16 protein-coding genes are annotated in these 17,255 nt (G+C 58.7%); 11 read left to right on the top strand and 5 right to left on the bottom strand.

Features of this window, described 5'->3' with window-relative positions; all coding sequences use genetic code 11:
* The first annotated feature begins 261 nt into the window (after positions 1-261).
* The 9 genes from KHO23_RS23840 (at position 262) to KHO23_RS23800 (ending at position 11,366) form a co-directional block, all read left to right on the top strand.
* Positions 262-1,242 carry an AraC family transcriptional regulator gene (locus KHO23_RS23840; protein WP_211613765.1) on the top strand — a complete coding sequence of 327 codons (981 nt, stop codon included), beginning with the start codon at positions 262-264 and terminating at the stop codon, positions 1,240-1,242.
* A gap of 124 nt (positions 1,243-1,366) precedes the next feature.
* Positions 1,367-2,323, top strand: coding sequence for a substrate-binding domain-containing protein (locus KHO23_RS23835; protein ID WP_211613763.1), 957 nt, complete (start codon positions 1,367-1,369; stop codon positions 2,321-2,323).
* A gap of 62 nt (positions 2,324-2,385) precedes the next feature.
* Positions 2,386-3,906, top strand: coding sequence for a sugar ABC transporter ATP-binding protein (locus tag KHO23_RS23830; RefSeq protein ID WP_211613761.1), 1,521 nt, complete (start codon positions 2,386-2,388; stop codon positions 3,904-3,906).
* Positions 3,893-4,900 (top strand): ABC transporter permease, encoded by a 1,008-nt coding sequence (locus KHO23_RS23825; protein WP_211613759.1) that lies wholly within the window; start codon positions 3,893-3,895, stop codon positions 4,898-4,900. The genes KHO23_RS23830 and KHO23_RS23825 overlap by 14 nt, the downstream gene beginning before the upstream one ends.
* A 34-nt stretch (positions 4,901-4,934) precedes the next feature.
* The gene (locus KHO23_RS23820) at positions 4,935-6,029 is read left to right on the top strand and encodes an alcohol dehydrogenase catalytic domain-containing protein (protein WP_211613758.1); all 1,095 of its coding nucleotides are present in this window, start codon (positions 4,935-4,937) and stop codon (positions 6,027-6,029) included.
* A 48-nt stretch (positions 6,030-6,077) separates the two neighbouring features.
* On the top strand, positions 6,078-7,622 hold the full coding sequence (locus tag KHO23_RS23815; protein ID WP_211613756.1) for an FGGY-family carbohydrate kinase: 1,545 nt from the start codon (positions 6,078-6,080) through the stop codon (positions 7,620-7,622).
* Positions 7,619-8,356 carry an SDR family oxidoreductase gene (locus KHO23_RS23810; protein ID WP_211613754.1) on the top strand — a complete coding sequence of 246 codons (738 nt, stop codon included), beginning with the start codon at positions 7,619-7,621 and terminating at the stop codon, positions 8,354-8,356. The genes KHO23_RS23815 and KHO23_RS23810 overlap by 4 nt, the downstream gene beginning before the upstream one ends.
* 381 nt (positions 8,357-8,737) lie before the next feature.
* Positions 8,738-11,101, top strand: a complete 2,364-nt coding sequence (locus tag KHO23_RS23805) for a DUF6531 domain-containing protein (RefSeq protein ID WP_211613752.1) — start codon at positions 8,738-8,740, stop codon at positions 11,099-11,101.
* A gap of 7 nt (positions 11,102-11,108) precedes the next feature.
* Positions 11,109-11,366, top strand: a complete 258-nt coding sequence (locus KHO23_RS23800; RefSeq protein ID WP_211613750.1) for a hypothetical protein — start codon at positions 11,109-11,111, stop codon at positions 11,364-11,366.
* 62 nt (positions 11,367-11,428) lie between these two features.
* Here KHO23_RS23800 and KHO23_RS23795 read toward each other — a convergent pair whose 3' ends face one another.
* The 4 genes from KHO23_RS23795 to kynB form a co-directional block, all read right to left on the bottom strand.
* The gene (locus tag KHO23_RS23795; protein ID WP_211613748.1) at positions 11,429-11,914 is read right to left on the bottom strand and encodes a hypothetical protein; all 486 of its coding nucleotides are present in this window, start codon (positions 11,912-11,914) and stop codon (positions 11,429-11,431) included.
* A gap of 393 nt (positions 11,915-12,307) precedes the next feature.
* Positions 12,308-13,240, bottom strand: a complete 933-nt coding sequence (gene kynA, locus KHO23_RS23790; RefSeq protein ID WP_211613746.1) for a tryptophan 2,3-dioxygenase — start codon at positions 13,238-13,240, stop codon at positions 12,308-12,310.
* A gap of 10 nt (positions 13,241-13,250) precedes the next feature.
* On the bottom strand, positions 13,251-14,501 hold the full coding sequence (gene kynU / locus KHO23_RS23785; protein ID WP_211613744.1) for a kynureninase: 1,251 nt from the start codon (positions 14,499-14,501) through the stop codon (positions 13,251-13,253).
* 61 nt (positions 14,502-14,562) lie between these two features.
* The gene (gene kynB / locus KHO23_RS23780; RefSeq protein ID WP_211613742.1) at positions 14,563-15,201 is read right to left on the bottom strand and encodes an arylformamidase; all 639 of its coding nucleotides are present in this window, start codon (positions 15,199-15,201) and stop codon (positions 14,563-14,565) included.
* A gap of 130 nt (positions 15,202-15,331) precedes the next feature.
* Between kynB and KHO23_RS23775 the strand changes: the two genes are divergently transcribed.
* Positions 15,332-15,841, top strand: coding sequence for an Lrp/AsnC family transcriptional regulator (locus KHO23_RS23775; protein ID WP_120289809.1), 510 nt, complete (start codon positions 15,332-15,334; stop codon positions 15,839-15,841).
* Between the two features lie 80 nt (positions 15,842-15,921).
* Here KHO23_RS23775 and KHO23_RS23770 read toward each other — a convergent pair whose 3' ends face one another.
* Positions 15,922-16,431, bottom strand: a complete 510-nt coding sequence (locus tag KHO23_RS23770) for a flavin reductase family protein (RefSeq protein WP_211613740.1) — start codon at positions 16,429-16,431, stop codon at positions 15,922-15,924.
* Positions 16,432-16,687: 256 nt separating this feature from the next.
* Between KHO23_RS23770 and msrA the strand changes: the two genes are divergently transcribed.
* Positions 16,688-17,236, top strand: coding sequence for a peptide-methionine (S)-S-oxide reductase MsrA (gene msrA / locus KHO23_RS23765; RefSeq protein ID WP_153134590.1), 549 nt, complete (start codon positions 16,688-16,690; stop codon positions 17,234-17,236).
* The last annotated feature ends 19 nt before the right edge of the window (positions 17,237-17,255 follow it).

Genomic DNA, 17,255 nt, shown 5'->3' with positions numbered 1-17,255 from the left:
GCTTTTCGTGGCGCGGCGCGGCGTGACAGGGCGTTCGGCGTGATTCGCGAGGCGTCCGCGCGTTGCGGGACGTGTCTCGCGGTGTGTATTGCATTGCATCAAATTTGACTTTCGCCGCGCCAGGACTAACCCGAATGCAAAAAAGTATCGGTCCGCGGTTTGATTTTGAGTGGTGGATCAGGCTTGAGAAGGCTACTTTTCGCTATACAAGACGAAGTTCAGCGGCACCCGTAACACGCCGCTTCATGGAGGAAGACGCGAATGCAACCCGATCTGGAAGTCGTCGCCGTACGGCGCGACGAATCCTTCAAAGTGTGGTCGCACGGCTATCCGTATCGCACGGTGCGCTGGCACTTTCACCCGGAATACGAAATCCATCTGATCGTGGCGACGACCGGCAAGATGTTTGTCGGCGACCATATCAGCAGCTTTGCGCCCGGCAACCTCGTGTTGATGGGGCCGAACCTGCCGCACAACTGGGTCAGCGACGTGCCGGAAGGCGAGACGATCGCGCAGCGCAATCTGGTCGTTCAATTCGGGCAGGAGTTTGTGTCGAGTTGCCTCGCTAGTTTTCCGGAATGGCGCCAGGTCGAGGCGCTGCTCGCCGACTCGCGCCGCGGCGTATCGTTCGGTGCGCAGACGAGCGGTGCCATCCAGCCGTTGTTCCTCGAACTGCTGGCAGCGCGCGGGCTGCGTCGTCTTGTGCTGTTCATGTCGATGCTTGAGATCCTGATGAGCGCCGAGGATCGCGAGACCCTCGCGAGTCCTGCCTATCAGGCCGACCCGAGCGGTTTCGCGTCGACTCGCATCAATCACGCGCTCTCCTATATCGGCAAGAATCTGTCCAACGACCTGCGCGAGTCGGATCTCGCGCAACTCGCTGGGCAAAGCGTGAGTGCGTTTTCGCGTTATTTCCGGCGTCATACGGGGCTGCCGTTTGTGCAGTACGTGAACCGCATGCGTATCAATCTCGCATGTCAACTGCTCACGGACGAAGAGTTGAGCGTCACCGATATCTGCTTCAAGGTGGGCTTTAACAACCTGTCGAATTTCAACCGGCAGTTCCTCGCGGTCAAAGGCATGGCGCCTTCGAAATTCCGCCGCTATCAGCAAATGAACGATGCAAGTCGCGACGCCTCCGAAGAAGCCGCCGCGCGCGGCGCCGGCATCGACAACGCACCCGCAATCGTGCTTGCGCCAGGTTTGCCACGCAGCACCGCGGCTGCCTATCCACCGACGTAGTCCTCCACCAGGCTTCAAGCCGAAGCGTTTCACTTCACCCGCGTTTTAACACCTGGCGCGCTGTCCCAAGACGGCGTGAGGGACGTGCTCATCTCATCGAACAGTTTTAATAACGGAGACAACCATGACGCAATTCACTACATCGAAGCAGACATCGTTGAAGACCTTCGCGCGCAGCACGGCCGCCCTGGCGACGCTCGCGTTCGGCCTGTCGTTCATCGCCTCACCGGCGGCACAAGCCGCACCGCTGAAGATCGGCATGACGTTTCAGGAACTGAACAACCCGTACTTCGTGACGATGCAAAAAGCGCTGAACGATGCGGCTGCGTCGATCGGCGCGACGGTCGTCGTCACTGACGCGCATCACGACGTCAGCAAGCAGGTCAGCGACGTCGAGGACATGCTGCAAAAGAAGATCGACATCCTGCTCGTGAACCCGACCGACTCGACCGGCATTCAATCGGCGGTGACGTCGGCGAAGAAAGCGGGCGTGGTGGTGGTTGCAGTCGATGCGAACGCCAACGGCCCGGTTGATTCCTTTGTCGGCTCGAAGAATTTCGACGCGGGTCAGATGGCCTGTGACTATCTGGCTAAGTCGATTGGCGGCAGCGGCGAAGTGGCGATTCTCGACGGCATTCCGGTGGTGCCGATTCTCGAACGTGTGCGCGGTTGCAAGGCGGCGCTCGCAAAAGTGCCGGGTATCAAACTCGTGGATACGCAGAACGGCAAGCAGGAACGGGCGACCGCGTTATCTGTCACCGAGAACATGATTCAGGCACATCCGAATCTGAAAGGCGTATTCAGTGTGAACGACGGCGGCTCGATGGGCGCGCTCTCGGCGATCGAATCGTCGGGTAAGGACATCAAGCTGACCAGCGTCGACGGCGCGCCGGAAGCGATTGCCGCGATCCAGAAGCCGAATTCGAAGTTCATCGAAACGTCCGCGCAATTCCCGGCCGACCAGGTGCGGATCGCACTCGGCACCGCGCTCGCGAAGAAGTGGGGCGCCAATGTGCCGAAAGCCATTCCCGTCGACGTGAAGATGATCGACAAGAGCAATGCCAAGGGCTTCAGCTGGTAAGCCGAATGCTCGTCGCCGTGCTTCTTCGATAAATGGGGCGACGAGCGGTAGAGGAGGACCCGATGGACACGATACTTAAGCTCGACAACATCACCAAAAGTTTTCCGGGTGTGAAGGCGCTGCAAGGCATTCATCTGGAAGTCGCGCGTGGTGAGATTCATGCGTTGCTCGGTGAAAACGGTGCGGGCAAATCGACCTTGATGAAGATCTTGTGCGGCATTTATCAACCGGATGAAGGCACGATCACCATCGCGGGCGAAGCGCGCCACTTCACGAATTACCACGATGCAGTTGCCGCGGGCGTCGGTATCGTGTTTCAGGAGTTCAGCCTGATTCCGTATCTGAATGCCGTGGAGAACATGTTTCTCGGCCGTGAGTTGAAGAACGGTTTGGGCCTGCTCGAACGCGGCAAGATGCGGCGCGCGGCCGCGGCGATTTTTCAGCGCCTAGGCGTGGCGATCGACCTGTCGGTGCCGATTCGTGAACTTTCGGTCGCGCAGCAACAGTTTGTTGAAATCGGCAAGGCGTTGTCTTTGGAAGCGCGCATTCTGATTCTGGATGAGCCGACCGCGACGCTCACACCCGCTGAAGCGGAACACCTATTCGCAATCATGCGTGACCTGAAGCAGCAGGGCGTCGCGATGATCTTCATCTCGCATCACCTTGAAGAGATCTTTGAGGTGTGCGATCGCATTACGGTGTTACGCGACGGTCAGTACGTCGGCATGACGGAGGTCGCGCAATCCGATGTGAGCCGCCTGGTGGAAATGATGGTGGGACGCCGCATCGAAAACAGCTTTCCGCCGAAGCCACCGCTACGCGACGATGCGAAGATCGTGCTCGAAGTCGACAAGCTGCAGTTGCTCAAAGAGAGTCCGATGCTGAGCTTCACACTGCGTGAAGGCGAGATTCTCGGTTTCGCGGGACTGGTCGGCTCGGGCCGCACGGAAACCGCCTTGGCCGTGATCGGTGCGGATCCGGCGTACGTGAAAGAAATCCGCGTCAACGGCACGGCCGCGAAACTATCCGATCCCGCCGATGCGTTGCGAGCGGGCGTCGGCATTCTGCCGGAGAGCCGCAAGACCGAAGGGTTGATCACCGATTTCTCGATCAAGCAGAACATCTCGATCAACAACCTCGGCAAATACCGCTCACTGCGTTTCTTCATCGACCAGCGCAGTGAAGCGCGTGCGACCGCCGACATCATGAAGCGCGTCGGCGTCAAAGCGCCGACGATGCATACCGAAGTCGCGACCCTTTCAGGCGGCAATCAGCAAAAGGTGGTGATTGCGCGCTGGCTGAATCATCACACCAACATTCTCATCTTCGACGAACCGACGCGCGGCATCGACGTCGGCGCCAAAGCCGAAATCTATCTGCTGATGCGCGAACTCACCGCGCGTGGCTACTCGATCATCATGATCTCGTCCGAACTGCCGGAGATCGTCGGCATGTGCGACCGCGTCGCCGTGTTCCGGCAGGGCCGCATCGAAGCGATGCTCCAAGGCGACGAGATCGATTCGAACGCCGTGATGACTTATGCAACAGCCGGCACCCGTGGAGCAAGCCATGAACACGCCTAGTCCTTCTTCATCGCCGAAAACCTCGACCGTCAGCGGCAATACGCCGGGCGCACCGGTGCGATTGACGTGGTCCGCGTTGAAGCGCTCGACGCTCTTTTATCCGTTCGTCGGCTTGCTGGTGGTGTGCGTCGTCATGGTGTTCGCGAGCGATAGTTTTCTCTCCGCCGCGAATATCGAGAACGTGCTGCGCCAGGTCTCGATCAACGCGATCATCGCTGTGGGCATGACGTGTGTGATTCTGACCGGTGGCATCGATCTGTCGGTTGGCTCGGTGATGGCTTTGGCGGGCACGCTCGCTGCGGGCCTGATGGTCGCCGGGATGAATGCAATCGCTGCGTTGGCAGTGGGTATTGCAGTCGGTTTGGGCTTCGGCGCCGCGAACGGGTTCTTTGTCGCGTTCGCCGGTATGCCGCCGATCATCGTCACGCTCGCGACGATGGGTATCGCGCGCGGTCTCGCGCTGATCTATACGGGCGGCTATCCGATCGACGGCCTGCCTGACTGGGTCAGCTTCTTTGGCAGCGGCAAGATTCTCGGCGTTCAGGCGCCGGTTGTGATCATGGTGGTGATCTATGCGATTGCCTGGGTGTTGCTCGAACGCATGCCGTTCGGCCGTTACGTGTATGCGATTGGCGGCAACGAACAGGCGACACGTCTGTCGGGCGTGCGTGTGGCGCGGGTCAAGCTGATCGTCTACACGCTCGCCGGTTTGACCTCCTCTTTCGCCGCCATCGTGTTGACCGCACGCTTGATGAGCGGTCAGCCGAACGCGGGCGTTGGCTTCGAACTCGATGCCATCGCCGCCGTGGTGATGGGCGGCACGTCGATCTCCGGCGGACGTGGCTCGATCATCGGCACCTTGATCGGCGCACTGTTGCTCGGCGTGCTGAACAATGGCCTGAACATGGTCGGCGTGAATCCGTATGTGCAGAACGTGATCAAGGGCGGAATTATTTTGCTGGCGATCTACATCAGCCGTGACCGTAGAAAGTAACGCTTAAATGACCTCTTTTTAGCAGGACCATGCAATGACTCAATCCACGCAATCCGATCAGCAAAACATGACGGCAATCGTCTGCCACGCACCGAAAGACTATCGCGTCGAACAGGTGTCAAAGCCTCGGGCCCGCGCACATGAACTGGTGATCCGCATCGCCGCGTGCGGCATCTGCGCGAGCGACTGCAAATGCCATTCGGGTGCGAAGATGTTTTGGGGCGGCCCGAGCCCATGGGTCAAAGCGCCGGTGATTCCAGGTCACGAGTTCTTCGGTTTCGTCGAAGAAATGGGCGACGGCGCGGCCGATCATTTCGGCGTGAAGATCGGCGACCGCGTGATCGCCGAACAGATCGTGCCTTGCGGCAAGTGCCGTTATTGCAAATCCGGCCAGTACTGGATGTGTGAGGTGCACAACATCTTCGGCTTCCAGCGCGAAGTCGCGGACGGTGGCATGGCCGAGTACATGCGTATTCCGCCAACTGCAATCGTCCACAAGATTCCCGACGGCATTTCACTCGAAGACGCGGCCATCATCGAGCCGCTCGCCTGCGCGATTCACACGGTGAACCGTGGCGACCTGCAACTCGATGATGTGGTGGTGATTGCCGGTGCTGGTCCGCTTGGTTTGATGATGACCCAAGTCGCACATCTGAAGACACCGAAGAAGCTCGTGGTGATCGATCTGGTTGAAGAGCGCCTCGCACTCGCGCGCGAATATGGGGCGGACGTGACGATCAATCCGAAACAGGACGACGCGTTGGCGATCATTCACTCCCTGACTGACGGCTATGGTTGCGATGTCTACATCGAAACGACCGGCGCGCCGATCGGCGTCAATCAGGGCATGGAGATGATTCGCAAGCTTGGGCGCTTCGTCGAGTTTTCCGTGTTCGGTGCGGATACGACGCTCGACTGGTCGGTGATCGGCGATCGCAAGGAGCTCGATGTACGCGGCGCACATCTCGGCCCATACTGTTATCCGATTGCGATCGACTTGCTGGCGCGTGGACTCGTTACGTCGAAGGGCATTGTCACGCACGGCTTTTCGCTGGAAGAATGGGACGAAGCGATCAAGGTCGCTAACTCGCTCGACTCGATCAAGGTGTTGATGAAGCCGCGCGCCTGAGCTTTCTTTGCGCAAGTACGGGATGGGCAGTAGATAAACGGAGACTGTATGGACTACGTGATCGGCGTCGATATCGGCACGCAGAGCACCAAGGCGCTGCTGGTCGATCAGCACGGCGCGATCGTCGCGCAGCATGCGTCGAGCTATCAGCCGGATACGCCCAAGCCGTTATGGGCAGAACAATGGCCAGCAGTATGGTTGAAGGCGGTGGTGGAGTGCATCGCGGCGTGCGTCGGCAAGGCGAAGGAGGCGGGCGTCGCGGCGAAGTCGATCAAGGCGCTGTGCGTGAGCAGTCTGTATGGCGGCTCGGGGATTCCCGTCGATAGCGATATGCGGCCGCTCTATCCGTGTCTGATCTGGATGGACCGGCGTGCGACGGATCAGGTTGAGTGGGTGCGTGAAAACATCGACCTGGAGCGGCTGTATACGATCACAGGAAACGGTGTGGACAGCTACTACGGCTACACGAAGATGCTGTGGCTGCGCGATCACGAACCGGATGTGTGGGCGCATACGCGTTACTTCCTGCCGCCCAATGCCTATGTGATTTATATGCTGACCGGCGAGGTCGCCGTCGACCATAGTTCGGCGGGAAACATCGGCGGCATCTACGACATCGCCAAACGCGACTGGTCGGATGAAGCACTCGACATGCTCGGCATTCCCGCGACGATGATGCCGGAGCGATTAGTGGAGTCGTCCGAAGTGGTGGGTGGTTTGTTGTCGCAGTGGACCGAACAGCTCGGATTGGAGGCGGGCACGGCGATCGTCGCGGGCGGCGTGGATGCCGCGGTGGCGACGTTTGCCGCAGGCGTCACGCGCGCGGGGCAGCATGTTGCGATGATCGGTACGAGTATGTGTTGGGGGTATATCAACCAGACTGTCGATGCGCGGCATGGGTTGATCAGTATGCCGCATGTGTTCAACGGTCAGCGCGACATTTATGTATTTGGCGGCGCGATTACGGCGGGTGCTTCGGTGACGTGGTATCGCGAGCAGTTCTGTCATGCGGAGACTGAGGCGGCACGTGCGATGCCGAATGGGGATCCGCATCGGTTGCTGGAAGAGAGTGCTTCTCAGATCCCGGCGGGTTCGGACGGCGTGATGTTCTTGCCGTATTTGATGGGCGAACGAAGCCCTGTGTGGGATGCCAAGGCGAGTGGGGCGTTTGTCGGCCTGAGCCTGTTTCACACGCGGGCGCATTTGTACCGGGCCGTGTTGGAGGGCGTGTCGTTCGCGTTGAAACACAACATCGAAGCGGGACGCAAAGGTGCACAATCGTTGGACGACAAGTTGATCGTTGTGGGCGGTGCGGCGCATTCTGATCTCTGGATGCAGATCATCGCGGACATTACTGGTTACCCGGTCTATACGATCGAGCAGGAAGTGGAGGCCGCGATGGGCGCGGCGTTGCTGGCAGGGGTTGGCGTCGGTCTCGTATCGCGCGAAGAAGCACAGGGCGGATGGGTGACGTTGATTGAACGCGCTGAGCCGAACGCGCAACGAATGGCTTTGTACGAACAGCGGTTTGGTATTTATACGGATTTGTATCCGGCGTTGAAGCCGGTCATGCATCGGCTGCAGACATCATGAATGCTACTTTTGATTTTTCTGGTAAATCGATTCTGGTTACGGGAGCATCGAGCGGCATTGGACGGGCGACGGTTGAAGCGTTGTGCGCGTCTGGAGCGAACGTGGTTGCCGCGGCGCGGAATGTGAATGAACTCGCGCGGCTGGCTGAGGAAACGGGATGCGAACCGTTGACGCTCGACGTAAGCGACGAAGCCGTTATCGATGATGCATTGGGTTCACTCGATGCGTTCGATGGGCTCGTAAATTGCGCTGGGATCGCTTTGCTTGAGCGGGCGGTGGATACGACGGGTGCCAGTTTCGATCGCGTGATGGGCGTGAACGCGCGAGGGGCGGTACTGGTTTCCAAGCACGTGGCGCGCGGGATGATCGATGCTAAACGCGCTGGCAGCATCGTGAACGTTTCCAGTCAGGCTGCGCTTGTGGCGCTGGATGATCATTTGAGTTATTCGGCTTCCAAGGCGGCGCTTGATGCTATTACGCGTGCTTTGTGTATCGAACTGGGACCCTACGGCATTCGGGTGAATAGCGTTAATCCGACCGTGACTTTGACGCCGATGGCCGTGCAGGCGTGGAGTGATCCTGCGAAACGCGATCCCGCTTTGAAGGCGATTCCTTTGCGGCGATTCGCCGAGTCTGCTGAGGTCGCTGCACCGATTATGTTTTTGTTGAGCGACGCGGCTTCGATGATTAGTGGAGTTTGCTTGCCGATTGATGGGGGGTATACGGCGAGGTGATTGGTTTGGCTGCTACGGATTATTGACGGCACGTCCACTGTGTAACGGCGAATCGCGTCTGGGACGTCACTGCACTCGCAGGGCAGCCAATACGCGAATCGGCGACGAATTGATGGTCGGCGATACTGCACGCAGCACGTCCCCGTCATCTTGGCTAGACACTTTTGTACTCGCCACCTTCCTTGAATGCCCCCGATGAGGGCGTTGTTGGGGTGCCCGCTTAGCGGCGACCCATCCCCTGATGCTTCCGATTTCAGCCGGTTTGTGAAGATGTGTCGCGCAACCGATATTTTCAGAGTGTTCCTATTCTAGTTTCAGCTCTCCTTGATGCAACGTCGAATTATTACGCAATTCTAACGACGTATTACAGAAGGGAGATGTATGAGAACAAAAATCTCATCTTGCTGGCTCGGCGGCAAGCTAGCCCGCCTAGTGTCCTCGTGTGCCTTGTTATTAGTGGCTTCTACTGCGCATGCAGACGACTGCTGGACGCTTTACTCGAAATCAGGTGCGACGCCAGGTACAGCGAGCTGTCGGCTGGACGTCGCAAGCAATACTCCAAGCGGCATGGGCAGTTACGGATGTAGAAACGACATTGCGGCGATTGACGAGTGGTGCGCCACGCCTACGGACCCTGACGAATCTTGTCCGGTTGCCGATCCGGTGTATTCGGCCAATGGCAAGGTGACTCTCTCTGAGAACGATTTCCGCAGCGGCGATGGAATGCCACTGACATTCACTCGAAGCTACCTATCCTCACCGTTTCTCAAATCGGCTACCGCCATGGGGCCGGTATGGATGAATAACTGGCAGCGACAACTCAACGTGGCCGGGACAAGCGGTAGTTCACCTCAAGTCAGTGCATATCGCGCAAACGGCCAACCGCTCACTTTCCTACTTACCAACGGACAGTGGAAAACGTCCAGTTTCAGTGGGTTCGCTCTCGCTCAGAACAGCTCTGGATGGGTTTTGACGGACCTGACAACAGATACCGTTGAGTCGTATTCTGCACAAGGCGTCCTGCTGTCCGAAACAACACATAGCGGTTTCACCCGAACGCTTTCCTATGACGGTGCGGGGCGGCTCACGGCCATCAACCAGCGCGCGGCAGGTGCGGTTCCGAAGTATGAGTTACTGTCGATCAAGCTTGAGTACGACACGTTGGGCCGGATCTACCGCATGACAGACCCAAGCGGCGGTCTTACGCAATACGGTTATGACGGAAGCAGTAACCTCGTATCGGTCACATGGCCTGATGGTTATGTACGCCGTTACGTCTACGACGACTCGCGCTTCAAAAACGCACTAACCGGTGTGATTGACGAATCCGGTTCACGGATCGCAACGTGGACATACGATGCGAGAGGGCGCGCTATCTCAGCAACGCACCCGGATACGACGCAGAACGTCCAGTTCACCTACGGCAACGGCTCGACCACTATTTCGTGGACGGACGGTTCCGGCACGATTAACTTCGCGTCAATCGCTGGCATGTTACGCATGACGGGTGGCAGTACGGCCGATGGCACCGAGAGCCGGACGTTGGACTCGAGCGGGAACCTGCTACAAAAAACTGCACCGGACGGAAGCGCAGCATATTCGTACGACGCCGCGGGTCGACCGGTTCGAGCCGCGGTGAGTAGTGCTAGTGGCACGGTGATAACGTCAGTGCGCTACGCCGATGCGACGAGCCTGCACCCGTCACTTGTTGCAACTCCGGGCAAGATGCGTGCGTTCGTGTATGACGCAGGTGGTAACGTCACTGGATACAGCGAGTTCGATACGTCTGACACGACAGGCGCGAGCGGTTTCGATGCTACTGGCACGGGCAACAAGTTGACTGTTGGTGCGCGCTACGATGCCAATAACCGCCTGGCGCAAGCAACTGTCTATGTGAATGGTGTCAAAACCGAAGACTGGGTGTATTTCCCAGATGAAACGGGGAATCTACAGACCGCTCAGGAGTTGGTCTCACGTTGGCTACTTGGTGCAGTCGATCGCGACGCGTCGAACCGTGTCACGAGAGCCACCGGCAACTATCGTGAAGCGCGCTTCACGTATGACAAACGCGGACGCGTCAGCCGGTTCACGTACAACGAAGACGCAACTGCATTGACGGCAGGTCTGAAGCGTTTCCTGACTGTGGACTACAGCTATACGCCTGATGGTCGTGTGGCGGGTCGGACTGGTACGGCGGCCAGGAACGGGGGTGCCGCGCAAGCGATATCCAGTGATGAGATTGACCAGTGGATTAATAACTATGAAACTGGTGCTGATCCTGTCGGGCCACCGGCCAATCTCTCAGGCTCGCGTAAAGCACTAAAAGCCAGCGGTACGACGGCGATCACACCTGTATGCACCGAGTGCTACGTGTTCACGAAGGCTAAGCTGGCGTGGAAGCTCTTTTACCGTGGGCTCACTGTCACCCAGACAGGTCAGCCAGTTCAGGGTGACGTGCCTGAACTGCAAATAACGGCACAGGAGCAGGTGCCTTTCCCTATCCTGATGCCCGAGCAGAACGGGCAGTCAAAACGTGCGGTGCTATATGCTCAACTCTTCCAGAACAATGGTGACTCTGATTCGGGCTTCGTCAAGTGTGCTTATGGAAAACCCATAACGAAACGCTGTCGCGAAGTTCATGAAAGATGCCAGATCAAGTGCGCGGATACGACGTTTCCGACTGGAAATTATGGCGTGAGTTTTTTCAGATGTATGAACCAGTGCAAATCAGATCAAGACTGCTAGGGAGAGTATGATGGATAAGGAAATAGACAAGGATGTAGCGTCAGAAGTAAGCAAGCAGCTATTAGACGCGTATTTGTCGGTCGAAAATGCGACAAAAATAATTCAGAAAAAATGCTCGAGAGATGAGTTTGAGGGGTTTCGCTCCGAGGCCGGCAGGATCGCCGGGGGGTTGTACCTTCTTCTCGAACCACTGTGGAGAGCATATCCAGACCTTGCTCCCGAAGGTCTGGTCATGATTCCACCAAAGAACAAAAGTAAGAAGTAAACCAAAAAAGGCGCGAATTCGCGCCTTTTTCTTTGCAGCGGCACGATTGCCGCTCTTTCACCCTAGTGCTTCACTTCTGCCTTTTGCGCATCAGCTCGCGTACGCGCCGCAGTCTTTACACGCTCCTGCTTACGCGTTACAGCTTTGTCCACCGCAGCTTCGGCTTCAGCTGCAGCTTCGCCTGCTTCTCGTCCCGCCTCCGCAGCATCTGAAAGAAGCTGTGCCGCAAGCTTGGCCGTGATGCGATTGTGAGCAACCCCTTTCGCATCGAGCGCAATCACCTGATACAGATCGCGGTCGCATTCAACTTCCTGCTGATATTGCTCGACGGTATAGAGCAGGTGTTCCAGCAGGTTGCGCTCACGGCGTCTTTCTTCGACCGTCGTAGCCGGGCATCGCGTGATGCTTGCCGCGAGATCAATCAGTGTTCGAAGCTGCCGGATTTGTCGGTCGCATGCTCCAAACGCCGACAGTGCAAGTTTTTCATACTGGAGTGCATCAACAGGCGGGCGTGATGCAGTTTGAGTTTTCTTTGTGGTTTTGGCCATGTGCGATTTCCGGTGCGTTCGTGAATCGCCCGACACTCGCGAGCTAATCGTTGGGTGAGCGGGCACGTAGCGAGTTTGAGAGACCGGCGGTAGTTCAAACCGGTGGACCTTTCGGCCCCCTCACTGCGACCCGCCCATTGAATAGACGTGCAGAAGCAAGTGCACGACCTACGAATGTAGGTTATGCGAACTACCGTTCGGGCTCTCACACCCGGCCGTCTTTCCAACGGCACGTAGAAATCTAACCTAACCGTTTTTTAAGACGATCAACCACACAGGCTAAACGCGCGAGTTATGACCAATCTTTACATTCGAACCGACGCGTCTACGGATCGCCACGTGTTTCGTGAACGTTGCCAATGCATCGCGCATTGACAAAGACGCAAAGACGCCTTAAAGCATCGTCCTCACATGCCAAAGCTCGGGAAACAAGACCACGTCGAGCATCTTCCGCAAATAAGGCGCACCACTCGTACCGCCCGTGCCTTGCTTGAATCCAATGATTCGCTCAACCGTCGTCACGTGCCTGAACCGCCACTGGCGAAACGCATCCTCGAGGTCGACAAGCTCCTCCGCCATCTCGTACAGCTCCCAATGTTGCGAAGGATTCCGATAGACCTCCAACCACGCCGCCTCAACTGAAGCATCATGCGTAGTCGGTTGCGTCCAATCCCGCTCCAACCTGGAAGGTGAAATCGCAAACCCACGCCGCGCCAGCAGTCGAACAACTTCATCGTAAAACGAAGGTGCTTCCAGCGAAGCTGTCACCTCGGCAAGAACATCCGCCCGGTGCGCGTGCGGTTTCAGCATCTGCTCATTCTTATTGCCGAGCAAAAACTCGATCTGGCGATACTGATATGACTGGAACCCGGACGAGCTACCCAGATAAGGCCGCATCGCCGTGTACTCGGACGGCGTCATCGTCGCGAGAACACTCCACGCCTGCACGAGCTGCTCCATGATCCGCGACACGCGAGCGAGCATCTTGAACGCCGGCGGCAACTCATCGCGATGCACCGCCTTCAGCGCGGCACGCAGTTCATACAGCGCGAGCTTCATCCATAGTTCACTCGTCTGATGCTGGATGATGAACAACATCTCGTTGTGATCCGGCGACAACGGATGCTGCGCATCCAGCACCGTCCCTAACGAGAGATAGTCGCCATAACTCATCGACTCTGAAAAATCGAGCTGCGCATCATGCCAGCCCTCGCCGGAATCGGCAGCCGAAGACGCTGCATGAGCAGTCCCACTGCCATGCCCAAACGGACACCCTTGCGCCGGTTTCTCTTCCGGCAAGCCCGGTGTTTGCATGTGATCGTTCATTGCGCGCTCCTCAGGTCACTGCGCCGCGGGCGGCAAATTCAGGTGCTCGCCAGCTCTCTTCCGCAAGCACCTCGCGCAGCGTTTCCACCGCATCCCACACATCGACAAAGCGCGTGTACAGCGGCGTAAAACCAAACCGCAACACATGAGGCTCGCGATAGTCGCCGATCACGCCACGCGCGATCAATGCCTGCATCACTTCAAAACCATGCGGATGCTCGAAGCTCGCATGCGAACCGCGCTGCGCATGGTCGCGCGGCGTGACGAGCTTCAAAGGAAACTCGCCGCAACGCGTTTCGACCAGTTTGATAAACAGATCGGTCAGCGCGAGCGACTTGGCGCGGATCGTCTGCATATCCGTTTGATGGAACACATCGAGCCCGCATTCGACCAGCGACATCGACACCATCGGCTGCGTGCCGCACAAGAAGCGGCCAATACCGTCATCGGGTTGATACGTCGGGTCCATTTTGAACGGCGCGCGATGACCCCACCAGCCGGACAGCGGCTGCGCGAAGTCGTTTTGATGCCGCTTCGGTACCCAGACGAACGCCGGCGAACCCGGGCCGCCATTCAGATACTTATACGTGCAGCCCACCGCGTAATCCGCGCCGACGCCATTCAGGTCGACCGGCACCGCGCCCGCCGAATGTGCGAGGTCCCACAGCGCGAGCGCGCCTTTGTCGTGGATGAGTTGGGTCAGCGCGGCCATGTCGTGCATGTAGCCGGTGCGGTAGTTCACATGCGTGATCATCGCGATCGCGGTGTCGTCGCCGATCGCGGCGGGCAGCTCGGAGGGGTCGTCGACCAGGCGCAATTCATAACCGCGATCGAGCTGTTCGATCAGCCCTTGGGCGATGTACAGATCGGTCGGGAAATTCGAACGCTCGGAAACGATCACGCGACGCTTCGGATCGCGCGCATTCGCCAACCGCACGGCCGCCGACAAAAGCTTGAACAGGTTGATCGAAATCGTATCGGTGACGACCACTTCGTTGTCGGCTGCGCCGATCAGCGGCGCGAGCTTGTTGCCAAGGCGGCGCGGCAATTCGAACCAGCCGGCGGTGTTCCAGCTGCGGATCAGGCCTTCGCCCCATTCGGCGGCGATCACGTTCTGCGCGCGTTGCGCGGCGGCGGCCGGTGGCACGCCGAGCGAGTTGCCGTCGAGATAGATGGTCGCCGGCGAAAGCGCGAACTGGTCGCGCAGCGTTGCGAGCGGGTCGGCGCTATCGAGCGCGAGAGCTTCGTCACGGGTGTTCATGATGGTCCAGTCAGAGAGATCAGGGAGTTCGGTGAATGCAGCGCGCAGGTGATGTCGGTGATCAGCGGGAGTCGGGCAGCGCCCGCAATACCGCGCGCACGGGGCTCGCATCGAGCGTGGTGAATTTGAGCGGCAGCGCGATCAGTTCGTAGTCGCCAGGTGCGACGGCATCCAGCACGATGCCTTCGAGGATCGCCATGCGGTGCGCGCGAATCCGGTGATGGGCGTCCATCGTCTTCGACTCCTGCGGATCGAGCGACGGCGTATCGATGCCGATCAGCTTGACGCCACGAGCAGCGAGAAGATCGATCGTTTCCGGCGCGACCGCGCAGAACGCGCTGTCCCAAACCTGAGTCGGCGCGTTCCTGTAAGTGCGTAGTAAGATTCGCGGCGGCAGGTCGTCGAGCGAACCGGTCAGGTGTTGTGGCGTCACAACAGGCGAAGCGCCGATGCAATGAATCACACGGCAGCGTCCAAGGTACGCATCGAGCGCGACCTGGCCGATCGCCGCGCCCTCCGCGTCGTAATGAAGCGGGGCGTCGGTGTGGGCGCCGGTGTGCGGCGACAGCGTCAGGCGCGCGACATTGACGGGCGAGCCCGCTTCCATGCGCCACACGCGTTCGATGCCGACCGGCGTGTCGCCAGGCCAGACGGGCGTCGCCGTATCGACGGCGGGGGTGATATCCCAGAGTGTTTCCATGTCTCCATCAGCGAATTGTGTCTATCCAGGAATGATAGGTGGCTTGGCGCGAAATGTGATTGCGAAAAAATCTCCTTCTGAGCCGTGTCTTGGAACATAATTTGAGACAAATGGGAAAGGGAGACCGAATATGAACGCGATCTCGCTCGACGCCACCGATTGCCGTATCTTGACGGTGCTTCAGCAAGAAGGACGGATCAGCAATCTCGACCTGGCGGAGCGCATTTCGCTCTCGCCGTCGGCCTGTCTGCGACGCCTGCGCCTTCTGGAAGAGCAAGGCGTCATCGAACACTACCGTGCGTGCCTGAACCGCGAAGTGCTGGGTTTCGAACTGGAAGCGTTCGTGCAGGTGTCGATGCGCAACGACCAGGAGAACTGGCACGAGCGTTTTGCGGAGGCGGTGCGGGATTGGCCGGAAGTGGTCGGCGCGTTTGTCGTGACCGGCGAGACCCATTATCTGCTGCGGGTGCTCGCGCATAATCTCAAACACTATTCGGACTTCGTGCTGCAACGCCTCTATAAGGCGCCGGGCGTGATGGATATTCGTTCGAATATCGTGCTGCAGACGCTGAAGGAAGATTCGGGCGTACCGGTATCGCTAGTGACAAAAACCAGCGGACACAGCGCGCCGCATAGCTGAGTGCGGGTGGCCGGTCAGTCAGCTTGTACTGGCGTCTACCTGCTTGCGGCGGCCGCTGTTAGTGCACAGCGGCGCCGCGTTCAGAGCGGCTTGAGTCCGTGGAATTGGCCGTTCTGGAAGACTAGCGGCGCAATCTCGGCGGCATTCTCGTGGACGCCGCAGCGCTCCACTTCGCCGACGAAAATAACGTGGTCGCCTTCTTCATAGCGGCTGCGGTTATGGCATTCGAACCAGGCGAGCGCGCCGTCGAGCACCGGCATGCCGGTGTCGCCTTCGGCGTGCGACACGCCTTCGAAACGATCGCCCTTCACTGTGGCAAAGCGTTTGCACAGATCGAGCTGCGACGCGGCCAGCACGTTGACCACGTAGTGACTGTTCGCCCGGAACACCGGCATCGAGGCCGAGCGCGTGGCCAGACTCCACAACACGAGCGGCGGATTGAGCGAAACCGAATTGAACGAGCTGGCCGTGATGCCGATCAATTGGCCGGACGCTGCGCGCGTTGTGATGACAGTGACGCCGGTGGCGAATTGGCCGAGCGCCTGTTTAAAGGCGGATTGGTCGAAGTTGGGCGGGTTGGCGTGCTTCATCGGGCGGAAGCCTTTGCGCCAGACCGGGTGAACCCCGAGCTGAACCCATCGTGCGTGTGGCCGGAAACAAATGATTCGAAAGTCATAGTGAAAATCGTCGATTTGCCCCAATTTTAACTGCAATCGCGGCGGACTGGCCGCGACACCTGCCGGTTAGTGGAAAAACCGCTAAGCTGGAAAGTCTCGGTGGTGGCATGAGCGTTGCGGAAAGCTGGGACCGGCATCGGCCGACTATGAGAATCAAGGAGCAAGCAGCATGAGTCAGACAGGCGAAGTCGCCACCCTCGGTGGCGGGTGTTTCTGGTGTCTTGAAGCGGTGTATCTGGGCGTCGAAGGCGTCAACTCGGTGGAGTCGGGCTATGCGGGCGGCCAAACCCAGCGGCCGACCTACGAACAGGTGTGCGACGGCGTGACGGGCCATGCGGAAGTCGTGAACGTCGACTTCGATCCGGCGAAGATCAGCTATCGCGAGATTCTCGATATTTTCTTCGCGATCCACGATCCGACCCAGTTGAACCGGCAGGGCAACGACGTCGGCACGCAGTACCGATCGGTGATTTTCACCCACTCCGACGCGCAGCGTGAAACGGCACTGCAGGCGATCCGCGAGATCGGCGAGCAGGGTATCTACGACGGCCAGATCGTCACCCAGGTGCTGCCGCTCGACGGCAACTACTGGCCGGCCGAGGCGTACCACCAGAACTACTTCGCGCAGCATCCGAATCAGGGGTACTGCTCGTTCGTGGTGGCACCGAAGGTCGCGAAATTCCGTCAGAAATTCGCGCATCGGATCAAGGCGAGCTGAGCCGGCGCGGTGATCGAGG

It is taken from the genome of Paraburkholderia haematera, from assembly GCF_905220975.1.
Taxonomy (GTDB): domain Bacteria; phylum Pseudomonadota; class Gammaproteobacteria; order Burkholderiales; family Burkholderiaceae; genus Paraburkholderia; species Paraburkholderia haematera.
This window is presented reverse-complemented; position numbering and strand designations above follow the sequence as displayed.

Coding starts and splice junctions, on each gene's coding strand:
- KHO23_RS23840 (WP_211613765.1), top strand. CDS start 262: ATGCAACCCGATCTGGAAGTCGTCGCCGTACGGCGCGACGAATCCTTC.
- KHO23_RS23835 (WP_211613763.1), top strand. CDS start 1,367: ATGACGCAATTCACTACATCGAAGCAGACATCGTTGAAGACCTTCGCG.
- KHO23_RS23830 (WP_211613761.1), top strand. CDS start 2,386: ATGGACACGATACTTAAGCTCGACAACATCACCAAAAGTTTTCCGGGT.
- KHO23_RS23825 (WP_211613759.1), top strand. CDS start 3,893: ATGAACACGCCTAGTCCTTCTTCATCGCCGAAAACCTCGACCGTCAGC.
- KHO23_RS23820 (WP_211613758.1), top strand. CDS start 4,935: ATGACTCAATCCACGCAATCCGATCAGCAAAACATGACGGCAATCGTC.
- KHO23_RS23815 (WP_211613756.1), top strand. CDS start 6,078: ATGGACTACGTGATCGGCGTCGATATCGGCACGCAGAGCACCAAGGCG.
- KHO23_RS23810 (WP_211613754.1), top strand. CDS start 7,619: ATGAATGCTACTTTTGATTTTTCTGGTAAATCGATTCTGGTTACGGGA.
- KHO23_RS23805 (WP_211613752.1), top strand. CDS start 8,738: ATGAGAACAAAAATCTCATCTTGCTGGCTCGGCGGCAAGCTAGCCCGC.
- KHO23_RS23800 (WP_211613750.1), top strand. CDS start 11,109: ATGATGGATAAGGAAATAGACAAGGATGTAGCGTCAGAAGTAAGCAAG.
- KHO23_RS23795 (WP_211613748.1), bottom strand. CDS start 11,914: ATGGCCAAAACCACAAAGAAAACTCAAACTGCATCACGCCCGCCTGTT.
- kynA (WP_211613746.1), bottom strand. CDS start 13,240: ATGAACGATCACATGCAAACACCGGGCTTGCCGGAAGAGAAACCGGCG.
- kynU (WP_211613744.1), bottom strand. CDS start 14,501: ATGAACACCCGTGACGAAGCTCTCGCGCTCGATAGCGCCGACCCGCTC.
- kynB (WP_211613742.1), bottom strand. CDS start 15,201: ATGGAAACACTCTGGGATATCACCCCCGCCGTCGATACGGCGACGCCC.
- KHO23_RS23775 (WP_120289809.1), top strand. CDS start 15,332: ATGAACGCGATCTCGCTCGACGCCACCGATTGCCGTATCTTGACGGTG.
- KHO23_RS23770 (WP_211613740.1), bottom strand. CDS start 16,431: ATGAAGCACGCCAACCCGCCCAACTTCGACCAATCCGCCTTTAAACAG.
- msrA (WP_153134590.1), top strand. CDS start 16,688: ATGAGTCAGACAGGCGAAGTCGCCACCCTCGGTGGCGGGTGTTTCTGG.